The sequence below is a fragment of the Microbacterium sp. SORGH_AS_0505 genome (assembly GCF_030818715.1).
Lineage (GTDB): Bacteria > Actinomycetota > Actinomycetes > Actinomycetales > Microbacteriaceae > Microbacterium.
The window spans coordinates 1,519,832-1,534,453 of sequence record NZ_JAUTAT010000001.1 but is presented as its reverse complement, the minus strand read 5'-3'; the positions used below and the strand labels follow the sequence as shown (position 1 = coordinate 1,534,453).

General features: G+C 71.4%; 13 protein-coding genes. 5 read left to right on the top strand and 8 right to left on the bottom strand.

The features are described 5' to 3' along the window. Positions 1-79: 79 nt before the first annotated feature. Positions 80-625 (bottom strand): hypothetical protein, encoded by a 546-nt coding sequence (locus tag QE428_RS07535; RefSeq protein WP_307467632.1) that lies wholly within the window; start codon positions 623-625, stop codon positions 80-82. Between the two features lie 296 nt (positions 626-921). Further along, a complete protein-coding gene (locus tag QE428_RS07530) occupies positions 922-1,545 on the bottom strand; it encodes a TetR/AcrR family transcriptional regulator (protein ID WP_307467630.1) in 624 nt (207 codons plus the stop codon). A gap of 66 nt (positions 1,546-1,611) precedes the next feature. Here QE428_RS07530 and QE428_RS07525 point away from each other — a divergent pair, with 66 nt between their 5' ends. Genes QE428_RS07525 through QE428_RS07515 form a run of 3 tightly spaced genes read left to right on the top strand, consistent with a single transcriptional unit; the run spans position 1,612 to position 5,713 of the window. Beyond that, complete coding sequence (locus QE428_RS07525) at positions 1,612-2,646, top strand: agmatine/peptidylarginine deiminase (protein ID WP_307467627.1); 1,035 nt, start codon at positions 1,612-1,614, stop codon at positions 2,644-2,646. Further along, entirely contained in the window at positions 2,643-4,355 is a 1,713-nt protein-coding gene (locus tag QE428_RS07520) for an amidase (protein WP_307467622.1), read from the top strand. The genes QE428_RS07525 and QE428_RS07520 overlap by 4 nt, the downstream gene beginning before the upstream one ends. Continuing rightward, positions 4,352-5,713 carry an aminotransferase class V-fold PLP-dependent enzyme gene (locus QE428_RS07515; RefSeq protein ID WP_133398641.1) on the top strand — a complete coding sequence of 454 codons (1,362 nt, stop codon included), beginning with the start codon at positions 4,352-4,354 and terminating at the stop codon, positions 5,711-5,713. Before QE428_RS07520 ends, QE428_RS07515 begins: the two co-directional genes overlap by 4 nt. A gap of 15 nt (positions 5,714-5,728) precedes the next feature. Here the strand turns inward: QE428_RS07515 and QE428_RS07510 are convergent, their stop codons facing one another. From QE428_RS07510 to QE428_RS07500, 3 genes are read right to left on the bottom strand one after another with little or no spacing between them, the layout of a single operon-like run. Next, entirely contained in the window at positions 5,729-8,587 is a 2,859-nt protein-coding gene (locus QE428_RS07510) for an FtsX-like permease family protein (RefSeq protein WP_307467618.1), read from the bottom strand. Beyond that, positions 8,584-9,303, bottom strand: coding sequence for an ABC transporter ATP-binding protein (locus QE428_RS07505; RefSeq protein WP_091351672.1), 720 nt, complete (start codon positions 9,301-9,303; stop codon positions 8,584-8,586). Before QE428_RS07505 ends, QE428_RS07510 begins: the two co-directional genes overlap by 4 nt. Next, positions 9,300-9,917: a PadR family transcriptional regulator gene (locus tag QE428_RS07500; protein WP_307467614.1), complete on the bottom strand. Its 618-nt coding sequence runs from the start codon at positions 9,915-9,917 to the stop codon at positions 9,300-9,302. Before QE428_RS07500 ends, QE428_RS07505 begins: the two co-directional genes overlap by 4 nt. Positions 9,918-10,010: 93 nt before the next feature. Between QE428_RS07500 and QE428_RS07495 the strand changes: the two genes are divergently transcribed. Further along, entirely contained in the window at positions 10,011-10,586 is a 576-nt protein-coding gene (locus QE428_RS07495; protein WP_307467611.1) for a DUF1992 domain-containing protein, read from the top strand. A 3-nt stretch (positions 10,587-10,589) separates the two neighbouring features. Here the strand turns inward: QE428_RS07495 and QE428_RS07490 are convergent, their stop codons facing one another. From QE428_RS07490 to QE428_RS07480, 3 genes are all read right to left on the bottom strand, one after another. Continuing rightward, the gene (locus QE428_RS07490) at positions 10,590-11,573 is read right to left on the bottom strand and encodes a Gfo/Idh/MocA family protein (protein ID WP_307467609.1); all 984 of its coding nucleotides are present in this window, start codon (positions 11,571-11,573) and stop codon (positions 10,590-10,592) included. A gap of 125 nt (positions 11,574-11,698) precedes the next feature. Next, complete coding sequence (locus tag QE428_RS07485; protein ID WP_307467606.1) at positions 11,699-12,856, bottom strand: cystathionine gamma-synthase; 1,158 nt, start codon at positions 12,854-12,856, stop codon at positions 11,699-11,701. Next, positions 12,853-13,842, bottom strand: a complete 990-nt coding sequence (locus QE428_RS07480; RefSeq protein WP_307467603.1) for a pyridoxal-phosphate dependent enzyme — start codon at positions 13,840-13,842, stop codon at positions 12,853-12,855. Before QE428_RS07480 ends, QE428_RS07485 begins: the two co-directional genes overlap by 4 nt. A 223-nt stretch (positions 13,843-14,065) precedes the next feature. Between QE428_RS07480 and QE428_RS07475 the strand changes: the two genes are divergently transcribed. After that, entirely contained in the window at positions 14,066-14,611 is a 546-nt protein-coding gene (locus QE428_RS07475) for a flavin reductase family protein (protein ID WP_091351666.1), read from the top strand. The last annotated feature ends 11 nt before the right edge of the window (positions 14,612-14,622 follow it).

The following is a 14,622-nucleotide window of genomic DNA, read 5'->3' as shown; positions in this document are numbered from 1 at the left end:
CACCGAACACGACGATGCCGGGACCCCGATGAGGGGCCCCGGCATGTGTCAGGGGTGCGGGATCACCGCATGCGGGCGATCAGTTGCCCAGAACGCCGTCGACGAGGTCGTTCACGCTCGAGGACACGTCGCCGACCGAGTTGTCGACGTCGCTCGTGATGTCCTTCACCAGGTCACCGGTCTTCGACGAGACGTCGGTCTGGGGCGCGACGTCCGTGTCCGGCGAGACGTTCGTGTCGTTGCCCGAGCCGACGTCGTTGCCGTTGCCGACCTCGTTGCCCGAGCCGACGGGAGCGTCGACCGAGGTGTCGTTGCCCGAGCCGATGGGGGCGTCGACGCTGTTGCCCGAACCGATGGGGGCGTCGTTGCCGGAGCCGATGTCGCCGACGAAGAGGTCACCGGTGGAGACGTCGCCCAGCAGCTGGCTGTCGAGCAGCGACGAGACCGACGCCGCGAGGTCGTTGTTGGCGTTGAGGAAGTCGGTGAAGCCCTCTGCCGCCGTGGTGGTCGTGGTGGTGTCCTCGCTCTGCGCGGCGTTCGCCGGAAGAGCGAATCCCGCGGTGAGGGCGACGGCCGCGAGGCCGGTCGAGCCGAGGACGATGGTCCGCTTCAGGTTGGTACGCATGGGGTGTTTTCCTTCCTTCAGTGCGGCTTTCGCACGATGGGTTGTCCGGACACCCCCCCGAGATCGGATTGGAACGGATGCCGCCGGAGCCGCCGGCCCGAGGGCGATCAACTCGCTCCTCCCGCGTGTTTCCGGGCGACGATCGGCATCCTGAACGTTTCTTATGAGGTGCCCCGCGACCCGACGCAAACGGCATCCATGTCTCTCGAATGGCCGCCGTTCCCGTCGGGTCGAGGCGTCTCAGATGGTCGTCTCGCGAGAGGTGGGACGACCAGGTGCGACGGCTCGGCGTCGGGTCAGGAGCGCAGCGCCTCGGGCGCGACGCCGAGCAGCGCGGCGAGCGCGCGGCGGGTGAGGTCGGTGCGCGCGGGGTCGGCGCGCCAGCGCACGAGACCCTGAGCGCCGAGGCCGTCGATGATCGCGAGCAGGTGCCATGCGATCGCGTCGGCGTCGATCGCACCGAACTCGCCGCGCTCGCGGCCGCGGTCGATCTCGGCGGCGAGCGCACGCTGCCACGCGCCCATCTCGGCGCGCACCCGCACGGCGAGCTCCTCGTTGCGCGTGCCGAGCGCCCACCCCTGCACCCACACGAGGGTGACGTCGTTCGGTTCCTCACCGAAGACGGTGTCGAGCAGGATGCCGAGGCGCGTCGTCGCGGCATCCGTCACCCGCATCGCGGCGACGACGGCGGCGAGCTCCTCGGCGACGACAGCGCCGAAAGCCTCAGCCACCAGCGCGTCCATCCCGTCGGCGTGGTGCGCGACGAGGCCGGGCGCGACGCCGACCCGGGCGGCGACCGCGCGCAGGGTGACGGCGTCCAGGCCGTCGGCGAGCGCGATCTCTCGAGCGGCGAGGGCGATCTCCTCGCGACGCTCGGCGGGGCTCTTGCGGGCCCGGCGGGCAGTTGACGCCTGAGACATCGACTCGGTAGCCTCCCCTTGTTGATCAATCGATCAATAAGCTACCCGACACCCGAGGGAGACGCCATGGCCTGGCGCATGCCGAGCGAGACCGCCGCGCACGAGCGCACCTGGATGGCCTTCCCCTGTGAGGGCTTCACCCTCGGCGACACCGATTCCGGGCGCGAAGAGGGCTACGCGACCTGGACGGCCGTCGCCGCCGCGGTGGCGCGCTTCGAGCCGGTGACGATGGTCGTCGACCCGACGGAACTCGCCCGCGCGCGGCGCATGCTGCCGGGCGACGTGACCATCGTCGAGGCCCCCGTCGACGAGTTCTGGATGCGGGACCACGGCCCCACCTTCGTCGTCGACGACGAGCGGCCCGGCGTCCTCGGCGCCGTCGACTGGATCTTCAACGGCTGGGGCGCCCCCGACTGGGCGGAGTGGCAGAAGTCGGCGGCCCACGCCCGGAGGATCGCCGGCGAGGTCGGCGCCGAGCTGATCCCCTCCGACATCGTCAACGAGGGTGGCGGCATCCACGTCGACGGCGAGGGCACCGTCCTGCTTACGCAGACCGTACAGCTCGACCCGCGACGCAACCCCACCGCCGACCGTGCCCGCATCGAAGCCGAGATGGCCCGCACCCTCGGCGCGACCCACGCCGTGTGGTTGAGTCAGGGGCTCACCCGCGACTACGACGACCTCGGCACCAACGGTCACGTCGACATCGTCGCGACGATCCCCTCGCCGGGCCGCATCCTGCTCCACGATCAGCGCGATCCCGCGCACCCCGATCACGCCGTGACCGCAACGCTGCGCCGAGAGCTGGAGGCGCAGACGGATGCCGCCGGCCGCCGCTTCGACATCGTCTCCCTCCCCGCACCCGAGACCCTCACCGACGCGCACGGCCCGGTCGACTGGAGCTACGTCAACCACCTCGTCGTGAACGGCGGTGTCATCGCGTGCGGCTTCGGCGAGGAGCGCGCCGACGCGAACGCGCGGGCGATCCTCGCGGAGGCCTACCCGGGCCGCGAGGTCGTCACGGTCGATGCCCGTGGCCTGTTCGCCCGAGGGGGCGGCATCCACTGCATCACGCAGCAGCAGCCGGCGGTGACCCGATGATCGACGTCGTCGAAGCCTCGATCGCCGACCTGCGCGCGGCGCTGGAATCCGGCGAGACCACAGCGGTCGGGCTCGTCGACGCCTACCTCGCACGGATCGACGCCTACGACGGACCCGACACCGCGACCGCGCTGAACGCCGTCGTGGTGCACAACCCCGACGCGCGCGCCGAGGCCGCGGCATCCGACGCCCGTCGCGCCCGTGGCGAGACGCTCGGTCCGCTCGACGGCATCCCGTACACCGCGAAGGACAGCTACCTCGTGCGGGGGCTCACCGCCGCGGCCGGCTCCCCCGCCTTCGCCGAGCTCGTCGCCCAGCGCGACGCGTTCACGATCGAGCGACTGCGCGCCGGCGGGGCGATCTGCCTCGGCCTCACCAACATGCCGCCGATGGCCAACGGCGGGATGCAGCGCGGCGTCTACGGCCGCGCCGAGAGCCCCTACAACGCGGACTGGCTCACCGCGCCGTTCGCCAGCGGCTCGTCGAACGGGTCGGGCACGGCCACCGCCGCGAGCTTCGCCGCGTTCGGCCTGGGCGAGGAGACCTGGTCGTCGGGACGCGGTCCCGCCTCGAACAACGCGCTCTGCGCCTACACGCCCTCGCGCGGCGTCATCTCGGTGCGCGGCAACTGGCCGCTCGTCCCGACGATGGACGTCGTCGTGCCGCACACCCGCACGATGGCCGACCTGCTCGAGGTGCTCGACGTCATCGTCGCCGACGACCCCGAGACACGCGGCGACTTCTGGCGCGTGCAGCCGTGGGTCGACCTCCCCGCCGCCTCGACCGTGCGGCCTCCGTCGTACGCGGCGCTCGCGGGGGGCGCCTCGCTCGACGGGGTGCGCCTCGGCATCCCCCGCATGTACGTGAACGCCGATCCGGATGCCGGGACCGGGACGGGCATCGGCGGCCCGACCGGTCAGCGCATCGAGACCCGGGAATCGGTCCTCGAGCTCTGGCGCGCGGCGCGCGAAGACCTCGAGGCCGCCGGAGCCACCGTCGTCGAGGTCGACTTCCCCGTCGTGAGCGACTACGAGGGCGACCGGGCGGGCGCGTCGACCATCGCCGATCGCCTGCCCGAGGGATACCTGCACCGCGAGATCGTCGACCTGTCGGCGTGGGCGTGGGACGACTTCCTCGAGGCGAACGGCGATCCGGCGCTCAGCACCCTTGCGGATGTCGACGGCGCGACGATCTTCCCCCACCCGCCCGGCGCCCTGCCCGACCGCTACACCGGGTTCGACGACGACATCGCCGAGTACCCCGAGTGGGTGCGCACGCACCCCGGCGCCGGGCTCGACGACATGCCCGAGCTCGGGGCGGGCCTGCGCGCTCTCGAACGCATCCGTCGCACCGATCTCGAGGAGTGGATGGATGCCGCCGGCCTGGACGCCGTCGTGTTCCCCGCCGCCGCCGACGTGGGCGCCGCCGACATGGACGTGAACCCGGCCTCGGCAGACCTCGGGTGGCGCAACGGGGTGTGGATCGCCAACGGCAACCTCGCGATCCGGCACCTCGGCATCCCCACCGTCACCGTCCCGATGGGGACGATGACCGACACCCGGATGCCGGTGGGCCTCACCATCGCCGGCCGCGCCTACGACGATTCCGCCCTGCTGCGCCTCGGCGTAGCCTTCGAACGTCTGGGCACCCGCCGGACCGCACCCCCGCGCACACCCGCGCTCCCCCGCACCACCCCGGAGACCCGATGACCCAGCCCGCCCGCATGCACGACGTGACCGACGAGACCCGCCAGATCGTCGATCTCGTCCTCGATTACTCCCGGCAGCGCCTCCTCACCGACGACAATCCGCTCGACAAGCCGCTGCCCCCGGCAGAGCTAGCGCGCCTGGCGGGCGTGACCATCAGCGAACAGGGCATCGGCGCGCGCAAGGCGCTGGGGATCTTCGAGCACGTGCTGGCGCCGGCCTGCATCACGACCGATGACCCGCGATACCTGTCGTTCATCCCGAGCGCGCCGTCGAAGGCCGCTGCCGCGTTCGATCTCGTCGTCTCTGCGAGCGCGCTCTACGGCGGATCCTGGCTCGAAGGCGCGGGCGCCGTCCACGCCGAGAACGAGGTGCTCCGCTGGCTGGCGAACGAGTTCGGCCTGCCCGCGACCGCCGGTGGCGTGTTCGTGCAGGGCGGGACGCTCGGCAACCTGTCGGCGCTCGTCGCCGCGCGGGAGACCGCCCGGGAGCGCGGCATCCATCCCGACCGCTGGCGCGTCGTCTGCTCGGCGGAGGCCCACTCGTCGATCGCGTCGGCCGCGCGTGTCATGGACGTCGAGGTCGTCCCGGTCGCCCCGGATGCCCGGGGTGTGCTGCGCGGAGATGCGGTGCGCGCCGCGCTCGAGGAGCACGGCGACAGCGTGTTCGCCGTGGTCGCGACCGCCGGGTCGACGAACTTCGGGATCGTCGACGACATCGCGTCGGTCGCCGATGCGACCCGGGAGTTCGGCGTGTGGCTGCACGTCGACGGCGCCTACGGGCTCGCGGCCGCCCTCTCGACCGAGGCGCGGCACTACTTCTCCGGGTTGGAGCACGCCGACTCGCTCATCGTGGACCCGCACAAGTGGCTGTTCGCACCGTTCGACGCGTGCGCACTGCTCTACCGCGATCCCGAGCTCGGCCGCCGCGCGCACACGCAGCACGCCGAGTACCTCGACACCCTCACCGAGACGAGCGACTGGAGCCCGTCGGACTTCGCCGCGCACCTCACGCGCCGGGCCCGTGGCCTGCCGCTGTGGTTCTCGCTCGCGACCTACGGCGCCGAGGTCTACCGCGAGGCGATCACGTCGTCCATCACGCTCGCCGAGCGCATCGCCGCCGAGATCGAGTCGCGCGACGAGTTCGAGCTCGTGCGCCGCCCGCAGCTGAGCGTCGTCGTCTTCGAACGGCGCGGGTGGACGAAGGACGACTACACCGTTTGGTCGAATCGCCTGCTCGACGACCAGCACGCCTTCGTCACGCCGTCGAGCCACGCGGGGCGCACCAACGCCCGATTCGCGATCCTCAACCCCCGCACGACGTTCGAGGACCTCGTCGGCATTTTGGACACGATGCGCTGAGCCGGGCTTCCGGGCTCAGGCGATGACGTTGCGTCGCGTGAGCTCGGGCTCCCGCGGCGGCACCAGCCAGTTGACGGCCGCGATCCCCAGCGGCAGCGCGACAGCGAGTACGCCGAGCAGCCACCACGGGATATCGGCCAGGCTGAGCGGCTCGTACCCGGTCTGCGACTGCAGCCAGAACCCGATGGGCGGAAGGATGCCGGCGGTCGCCCCCGCGAAGGTGCCGAACCCCGCGATCACGAGGCCCTGCCACAGACCGATGCGGCGCCGGAGGCCAGGCGTGCCGCCGACCGCGGCGAGCGTCGCGTCGTCAGGGCGCCGCTCGAAGCGAGCGAGCCCGAGGGCGACGGCGCTCGCGCCGAGGACGAGGACGGTGACGGCCGCGAGCAGGGGCACGAGCCAGACGGCAGGGCTGGCAGGACCGCTTTCGCGGTAGAGGGAGATCTGGTAGTCGTCGGTCGTGAGAGCCTCTGCCAGTTCGGAGAGGTGGTCCTGCGAATTCATCTGCGACCCCTCGGGGAATGTCGCCAGGACATGGCGCGGAACCACACCCATGCCCCAGGCGCGAGCCGTCGAAGGAGCGACTGCGCTGATGATCCTCTGATGCGGCGCCGCGACCGGGATCGCCGGCGCACTGCGCTCCCATCGCGGGTCGGCCATACCGACCTCGTCGTGCCAGACGTTGCTGGGGACGCTGCGCTCGAAGTAGTCCCGGGCACTCCATGCAGCCACCTCGACGCGGCCGTCAGTGATGTACGTGTCATCGGCGACGATCACGGCCCCATCGTTGTACGCCTCGCGCTGCGCTGGAGTCAGCGCGATGCCCATGGCGGTCTCGAGGCCGTCCACGTCCACCACCGCGATGTTGTCGGTGGGATCACCGGAGTAGGAGACTCCCCGCCCGCCGTCCTCCTCGGGCGAGAGCAACGACCTGGCCGGCTTGACGAGCATCGCGTGATCCAGATCGGCCGGCAGGTCCGCGGAGGTCTCGACGTAGAACACGTCCGGCTGGGAGCTCACGACGCGCAGCTCGAGCGCTCCTGATGACGTGAACAACCGCTCAGCCTCCTTCGCGGCCTTCTCGGCGACCTGCGCGCTGAGAAGCGGGTCGTCCATGGGGCCGATGTCCGCGACGACCGTTCCCACCGGCGCGCTGTAGCCGTAGTTCCGTGCGGACTGCTCAGCACTCATCATTCCCATCGCGACGGCGAAGACGCCGACGAACACGGTGGCACCGATCGCGGCGAACGCGGGGACCGTGCGCGCGCCGTTGGCGACCGCATCCCGCGATGCCAGCCGTGCAGCGAGCCCGACGCGGGAGAGCAGGCGCGAGGCGAGCCAGAGGAGCCACCGTCCCGACACGAGGATGCCGACCTGCGCCAGAATCGGGCCGCCCACGATTCCCACGATCGGAAGCCACCGCAGCGGCGAATCCCACGGAATCGTGGTGCTGATCGCGACGGCGCCCGCAGCGATGCCCGAGACGATGGTGACCGCGATGCCGACGATGATCAGGAGGGATCCCCACAGCGGTCGCGCGGCCGTCACCTTCATCGGGCGACGCGCCCCACGCAGCGCGGAGATCGTGTCGGACCTGCCCACCGTCCGCGCCGGCATCCACGCCGATGCCGAACCGACGAGGACCGCGAAAATCAGCACCCCTACGAGCAGCAGCCAGGGCACGTGGAACCCCCAGAACGCCGTCGCGGATCCATTGGCCAGGAGCGGCATGAGGATCGCCGCGCCGGCCACGCCCACCGCGAGACCGACACCACCGGCGATGAGACCGAGGACGGCCCCCTGGAAGAGCACGATGCGGCGCAGGTCCCGGGGCTCGGCACCGACGCTGGCGGCGATCGCGAGGGCGCGCTGCTGTCGGCGCGCACTCACGGCGAAGGCCGCACCGGCGAGCATGACGACCATGTACCCCGCCGCGAGTCCGCCACCCCCGATACCCGCCGCGAGGCCGAGCTCGCGCTGCTGATCGAGCTCGGCGGTTGTCGGAATGGAGTAGTCGTCGAACGGCTGATCGAACGGAGGCGGATCCACGACGAACTCTCTCGCATAGACACCGAAACCCGCCGCGTTCAGCGCGCTCAGCAGGTCCGTGTCGATGTCGATATCCGGCAGGAACGATCGGACCGGGCTGTACCTGTCCGCGTCGAAGAACGCGAGCACGGGGTCGGCGTCGGCGGCGGTGGCGTCGTCGAAGGTTCCCGTGATGGTGAACTGCTCGCCATTGGTGAGTGTCAAGGTCCGGCCGATGGTGAGCCCCGCGCGCTCGAGCACGGCGGGGGACACCAAGACCTCACCGTCGCTCGACGGCGCCCGGCCGTCGATCAGCGCATATGCGCCCGCGAAGCGCTCGTCCGCCACGTCGCCCGCTATGGCGCGGGCACCGGCGTTTCCGGCGACCGTCTCGATACGCTCGTCGCCGAACGACAGCGGCACGATCTCCGTGCCCGGATCGAGCACACGCGCCGGGTCGGCAGTCGGATCCGGTTCCGTCGATCCGTCGGACCCGCCCCACTGCGACTCGTCGCCGTACTCGTAAGGGTCCTCCGGGTCCTGCCAGAAGCCGGCGTCGGCCGCCCAGACAGGCTCCACCCACGCCGACATCCTCCCCAGCTGCACGGTGACCCGCTCCGCGGGCGTGGCGAATGTGCTGGAGACCATCACCGCGACCCCCGCCATCCCGGCGATCGGCAACGCGATGAGCGACATGATCAGCAGCGACGACACCCACGCGCGGCGCACCTGACGCCGCGCGATGCGCGCAGACACCCGCAGACGCGCCGTGCGCGACGGCTTCGGTCGTTCGGCGCGACGCCGCGCCCCGGCATCCACTCGGGGCCGGTCCTGCACCGCGGTCATCGCGCGTCCGACAAGAGCGCGTCGGCACCGCGGCGGGCGGACTCGTCGACGATGCGGCCGTCGCGGAGGAACACGATGCGGTCCGCCCACGCCGCGTGGCGCGGCTCATGCGTGACGAGGATGCCGGCGGCCCCCTGGTCGACGCGGTGCCGGATCATCTTCATGACCGCCTCCCCCGTCACCGAGTCGAGTGCGCCGGTCGGCTCGTCGGCGAGGATCAGCCGGCGCCCGCCGACCACGGCGCGGGCGATCGCGACGCGCTGCTGCTGACCGCCCGACAGATCGTCGGGGTAGGCGTCGAGTTTGTCCTCGAGGCCGACCGAGGCGAGGGCATCCCGGCCCGCACGGCGCGCCACCCGGGCTCGGAAGCCGTCGAGCTCGAGCGGCAGCGTCACGTTCTCGACGGCCGTGAGGGTCGGGATGAGATTGAAGTCCTGGAAGACGAACCCCAGGGAGCGCCGCCGGAGCTGCGCGAGATCGCGACGTGTCGCCGTCGAGAGGTAGGTCCCCTCGACGACGACTTCGCCGCTGGTGGGCTTCTGCAACCCGCCCGCGATCGACAGGAGCGTGGATTTGCCCGAACCGGACGCTCCCATGATCGCGACGAGCTCACCCTTGTCGACCGTCAGATCGACGCCCGACAGTGCTGAGACGCTCGTCTCGCCCTCGCCGTACTGCTGCGTGACCCCCACCAGCTGCAGAACGGCGGCGCTCATCCGACGACCGCCTCGGTGTTGCTCGCCTCGGATTTGGCGGGCCTCCCCCGTTTGGGAGTCTCTGTGGACAGCTCGAGCCCCATCGTACGATGCGGATGCCGCGCGAGCCGCTGCTCGGTGTGGTCGAGCCATCGCGCCTCGGCCTCGGCGGCGAAGATCATCGAGTCCACGACGAGAGACCACGCGAGTTCTTCGGGACCGTCCGGGTTCGAACCGGCGTACTTCGCACGGTTGAGCTCCTGGAGCTGGCGCAGCGACGCGGAACGCTGTCGCTGGATGACGGCGCCGAGGTCGACGCCCGGCAGGGTCGCCGCGACGGCGAGCTTGATGGCGAGCTCGTCGCGCGTCCCCTGCGCGCGCTCGACGGGTGCGTCGAGCCAGGCCTGCACCTCGGCGGATCCGGCATCCGTGATCTGCCAGTACACGTGACCCTGCTCGTCGACGTCGCCCTTTTCGACGAGGCCGTCGCGTTCGAGCCGGTCGAGCGTGTTGTAGATCTGCCCCACGTTGAGGGGCCAGGTGGACCCGGTGCGGCGGTCGAACTCCGCGCGCAGCTGATAGCCGTAGCAGGGACCCTGATCCAGGATCGCCAGCAGGCTCTGTCGTACCGACATCGGGACTCCTCGCTGCATACCGGGTATGTGTTTTCTGAGTATATGCATACCGGGCAACATCCACACAACGCCCGCCCGTCCTACGCTGGAGGAATGGCCGACGACCGAGCCGCGAACGACGACCCCCGCCTCATTGCGGCGCGCTATCGCGTCGAAAAGGCGGCGCAGGAGAACGGCGAGGAGCCGCCGGCCGAACCGGAGCGTCACGCCGGGACGCCCACCGGCACGGAGCGCGCGATGTACGTCGAGACCGCGATCCAGCAGGCCATCCGGCGCGGCGACTTCGACGACCTCCCCGGCGCCGGCAAGCCCCTCGAAGGCCTGGGTGGCTCGCACGACCCGGACTGGTGGATCAAGCGCAAGATCCAGACCGAGCAGCTCAGCGGACTCGGTCCGCCCGCTCTGCGGCTGCGGATCGAGCACGCCGAGTTCGAGGACCGCGTCGACGCCCTCCACCGCGAGGAGGACGTCCGCGAGTACACCGCCGACTTCTCGCGCCGCGTCGTCGAGGCGCGTCGGCAGCTGCAGGGCGGGCCTCCCGTCGTCACCCCGACGCGCGACCCCGACGCCGAGGTCGCGGCGTGGCGGGAACGGCGCGCGGCGCGGGCCGCGGCATCCGATCCTCCCGCCCCACCCGAGATCAAGCGTCGGCGCTGGCGGCGGCGGTAGGGCTCAGCCGATCGCTGCGCGCCACTCGGCGAGCAGGCGCGCGATCGTGCGGGTCTCGTCCCACGGGACCTCCGGCGCCTCGGTGCGCCCCTCGCGGAGCGCACGGATCGTCGCATCCGCCTCGGCCGCCATCGGCTGCACCGTCGGCACCTCGATCTCGTCGCGCGTGCCGTCGGTCCGGATGAGGGTCGCCGCCTCCGTGCTGTCGGTGCGGCTCCCCCACGCGTTCGGGACCTCGAGCGTCGCGTCCCGCCCGACGATGCGCGTCAGACGCGGCAGGTCGTGCACGATCGCCGTGCGGATGTTCGCCGTCGCACCGCCCAGATCGATGGATGCCGCCGCGCCCACGTCGACGCCCGTCTCGCCGATCGTGCCCGCCGCCGCCTGCACGGCCAGTCCCGAGAGGTCGCGTCCCGTCCAGGCCGCGACGCCGACGACGAGCGACAGCGGGTAGCAGCCGACGTCGAGGATCGCCCCGCCCGCCGTCGCGGGGTCGAACAGCCTGCCCGTCTGGGAGCCGGCGGCGAAGCCGAGCGACGACTCGATCTCGACGAGGTCGCCGAGCGCGCCGCCGCCGACGAGCTCCCGCAGGCGGTCGGCGAACGGGCCGAAGCGGTACTTGAACGCCTCGACGAGCGGCAGTCCCGCCTCGCGGGCGGCGCGGACCGCGGCATCCGTCTCCTCCGGCGAGACGCCGAGCGGCTTCTCGCAGAGGACGGCCTTGCCTGCAGCGAGCGCCCGGTGGACGAGCTCGGTGTGCGTCGTGTGGACCGTGCCGATGTAAACCGCGTCGATGTCGTCGCGGTCGAGGATCTCGTCGTACGTGCCGACGACGGCTGCGCCGTGGGCCGCGGCGAACTCCTCCGCACGCGACACGTCGCGCGCGCCGACCGCGTGGAGGCGTCCGAACTCCGAGTCGGGGAGCGCGTGGGCGAAGTCGCCGCTGATCGCTCCGGCACCGATGATGGCCCAACGTGCGTGTGTCATCCGGCCACGCTATCGCCCGCGCCGCGGACCGAACTCAGGTTCAGCAGCGCTTCGGATGCCGGATGGGACCCGATGGCACCGTTCTCCCTGCACTCGGCACGCGCAGCGCCGTGGCGCCGCCGCCGTCAGGCCTCGAGCGCCTGCGCGATGTCGGCGAGCAGGTCGTCGATGTCCTCGATGCCGACCGACAACCGGACGACCTCGACCGGCACGGCCGCCTCGGTGCCGCGCACCGAGGCGTGCGTCATCGCGTCGGGGTAGTTCACGAGCGACTCGACGCCGCCGAGCGACTCGGCCAGCGTGAACAGCCGCAGCGACTCGGCGAAGCGGCGCGCCGCCTCGCCCGATTCGAGCGCGAGCGACACGATTCCGCCGAAGCCCGACATCTGGCGTGCGGCGAGCTCGTGCCCGGGGTGCGAGGCGAGGCCCGGGTAGTAGACCTGCGCGACCCGGTCGTGTCCCTCGAGGAAGGATGCCACGGCCAGGCCGTTCTCGCTGTGGCGCTGCATGCGCACCGCGAGCGTCTTGATGCCGCGCGTCGTGAGCCACGCGTCGAGGGGGCCGGACACGGCGCCGACCGCGAACTGGAGGAAGCCGATCTTCTCGGCGAGCGCGTCGTCGTTCAGCACGAGCGCGCCACCGACGACGTCGGAGTGGCCGCCGAGGTACTTCGTGGTCGAGTGCACGACGACGTCGGCCCCGAACGAGAGGGGGCGCTGCAGCGCGGGCGTGGCGAAGGTGTTGTCGACGACGACGAGCGCGCCGGCGGAGTGGCCGACCTCGGCGAGGCCGGCGATGTCGGTGATGCGCAGCAGCGGGTTGGACGGCGTCTCGACCCAGAGGATGCGCGGCGCCTTCTCGGCGACCGCGGAGCGGACGGCGTCGAGGTCGCTCATGTCGACGACGCGGAGCGTCACGCCCCAGTCGCCGAGCACGCGGGAGATGAGACGGAACGTTCCGCCGTAGACGTCGTTGCCGAGGAGGACCTCGTCGCCGGGGCGCAGCACGGCGCGCAGCAGCGCGTCCTCGGCGGCGAGGCCCGAGGCGAACGATAGGGCGTGCGCACCGCCCTCGATCGCGGCGAGCTGAGTCTGCAGCGCCGTTCGGGTCGGGTTGCCGCTGCGGCCGTACTCGTACCCGCCGCGAAGGCCGCCGATGCCGTCCTGGGCGTAGGTGGTCGAGAAGTGGACCGGGGGGATGACGGCGCCGGTCGCCTCGTCGGGCTCTTGACCTGCGTGGACGGCGAGGCTCGCGAAGCCGCGAGCGGAGGACTGTGCACTCATGCGAGGCTCCCGGTGGTCTCGGATTCGGTGACGATGGAGAAGCCGTGGTCGGTCATCCAGTCGTCGTCGTAGATCTTGCTGAGGTAGCCGCGGCCGTGGTCGGGCAGGATCACGACGAGGACGGCATCCGCGGGCAGGTCGCGGGCGACGCGCAGGGCCGCCACGACCGCCATGCCCGAGGATCCGCCGACGAGCAGTCCCTCCTCGCGCGCCAGGCGACGCGTCATCGCGAACGCCTCGGCGTCCCCTACCCGCTCGTACGCGTCGACGACCGTCGGGTCGAAGGTCGCGGGCATGAAGTCCTCGCCGACGCCCTCGACGAGGTAGCCGTGGATGTCCCCACCCGAGTAGATCGACCCTTCCGGGTCGGCTCCCACGACGGTGACCTGCCCGGAGGACGCCTCCTTGAGGAACCGTCCCGTGCCGCTGATCGTGCCGCCCGTGCCGACGCCGGCGACGAAGTGGGTCACCGTACCGTCGGTGTCGCGCCAGATCTCGGGGCCGGTCGTCTCGTAGTGCCCGCGCGGCCCGTTGTGGTTGGCGAACTGATTGGGCTTGAACGCGCCGGGGATGGATGCCGCGAGGCGATCCGACACGCTGTAGTAGGAGTCGGGGTGCTCGGGCGGGACACTCGTGGCCGTCATGACGACCTCGGCGCCGTACGCCTTGAGGACGGCGACCTTCTCGCCGGCGAACTTGTCGGGGACGACGAAGATCATCCGGTAGCCGCGCTGCTGCGCGATGAGAGCGAGACCGACGCCGGTGTTGCCGCTCGTCGGCTCGACGATCGTGCCACCGGGCTTCAGGTGGCCGTCGCGCTCCGCGGCATCGATGATGTTCCGCGCGATGCGGTCCTTCGCGGAGCTGCCGGGGTTGAAGTACTCGACCTTCGCGAGCACCGTGGCGGCGATGCCTTCGGTGACCGCGTTCAAGCGGACAAGCGGGGTGTTGCCGACGAGATCGGCGATGGAGCTGGCGTAACGCACGTGATTCTTCCTGACGGGATGCCGCACTCGCAGAGGTGCGGTCGCTGTGTGGGGTCGCGGAGGTCGCCGGGGAACCGGCGGTCAGCGACGACAACAGCGAAGAGTCAGCACCCGATCAGAATAGCGGACGCCCGGCATCCGCGGCGGTCGTCATCTGCCGCAACAGAAGGAAAGGTTCGGACACATGGCCCTCGCTGCCGCTGCGCGAACGTAGGTTCGTCGTATGACTTCCCCCGCACACGCCGCACCGGACGACCGGGCCGCCTCCGGGTTCTCGGAGTCGCTGTCCCCCGACGAGTTCAAAGCCGTGTTCCGCGGTCACCCGGGCGGCGTCGCCGTCATCACCGCCGACGCCGGGGACGGCCCCGTCGCACTCACGGCGACGTCGGTGTCGTCGGTCAGCGCCGACCCGCCCCTGCTCATCTTCTCGGTGTCCGCTCAGTCGTCGGCCGCGCCCGTCCTGGCCGCGGCGGAGACCGTCGTCGTCCACCTCCTCGATTCGGACGACCTCCGGGTCGCCGAGGTGGGCGCCACGAGCGGGATCGACCGCTTCGCCGAGCTCCCCTGGTCGCGCCTCGTGACGGGCGAGCCGGTGTACAACGGGGTGCGCGCATGGGTGCGGTGCGCCGTCATCGATCGGATGGATGCCGGTGGCTCCACCGTCATCGCCGCGCACGCCGTCCAGGCGAACATCGCACGCGAGTCGACCGCGCCGCTTGTTTACCACAACCGGACGTGGCACCGGCTGGGACCTGACACCGCCCTCTGATCAGGCGTCAC

Excerpts from the sequence above, each read along its gene's own strand:
- QE428_RS07510 (WP_307467618.1), bottom strand. The coding sequence starts at position 8,587 with ATGACCGCGGTGCAGGACCGGCCCCGAGTGGATGCCGGGGCGCGGCGT.
- QE428_RS07535 (WP_307467632.1), bottom strand. The coding sequence starts at position 625 with ATGCGTACCAACCTGAAGCGGACCATCGTCCTCGGCTCGACCGGCCTC.
- QE428_RS07530 (WP_307467630.1), bottom strand. The coding sequence starts at position 1,545 with ATGTCTCAGGCGTCAACTGCCCGCCGGGCCCGCAAGAGCCCCGCCGAG.
- QE428_RS07515 (WP_133398641.1), top strand. The coding sequence starts at position 4,352 with ATGACCCAGCCCGCCCGCATGCACGACGTGACCGACGAGACCCGCCAG.
- QE428_RS07475 (WP_091351666.1), top strand. The coding sequence starts at position 14,066 with ATGACTTCCCCCGCACACGCCGCACCGGACGACCGGGCCGCCTCCGGG.
- QE428_RS07505 (WP_091351672.1), bottom strand. The coding sequence starts at position 9,303 with ATGAGCGCCGCCGTTCTGCAGCTGGTGGGGGTCACGCAGCAGTACGGC.
- QE428_RS07490 (WP_307467609.1), bottom strand. The coding sequence starts at position 11,573 with ATGACACACGCACGTTGGGCCATCATCGGTGCCGGAGCGATCAGCGGC.
- QE428_RS07500 (WP_307467614.1), bottom strand. The coding sequence starts at position 9,917 with ATGTCGGTACGACAGAGCCTGCTGGCGATCCTGGATCAGGGTCCCTGC.
- QE428_RS07520 (WP_307467622.1), top strand. The coding sequence starts at position 2,643 with ATGATCGACGTCGTCGAAGCCTCGATCGCCGACCTGCGCGCGGCGCTG.
- QE428_RS07485 (WP_307467606.1), bottom strand. The coding sequence starts at position 12,856 with ATGAGTGCACAGTCCTCCGCTCGCGGCTTCGCGAGCCTCGCCGTCCAC.
- QE428_RS07525 (WP_307467627.1), top strand. The coding sequence starts at position 1,612 with ATGGCCTGGCGCATGCCGAGCGAGACCGCCGCGCACGAGCGCACCTGG.
- QE428_RS07495 (WP_307467611.1), top strand. The coding sequence starts at position 10,011 with ATGGCCGACGACCGAGCCGCGAACGACGACCCCCGCCTCATTGCGGCG.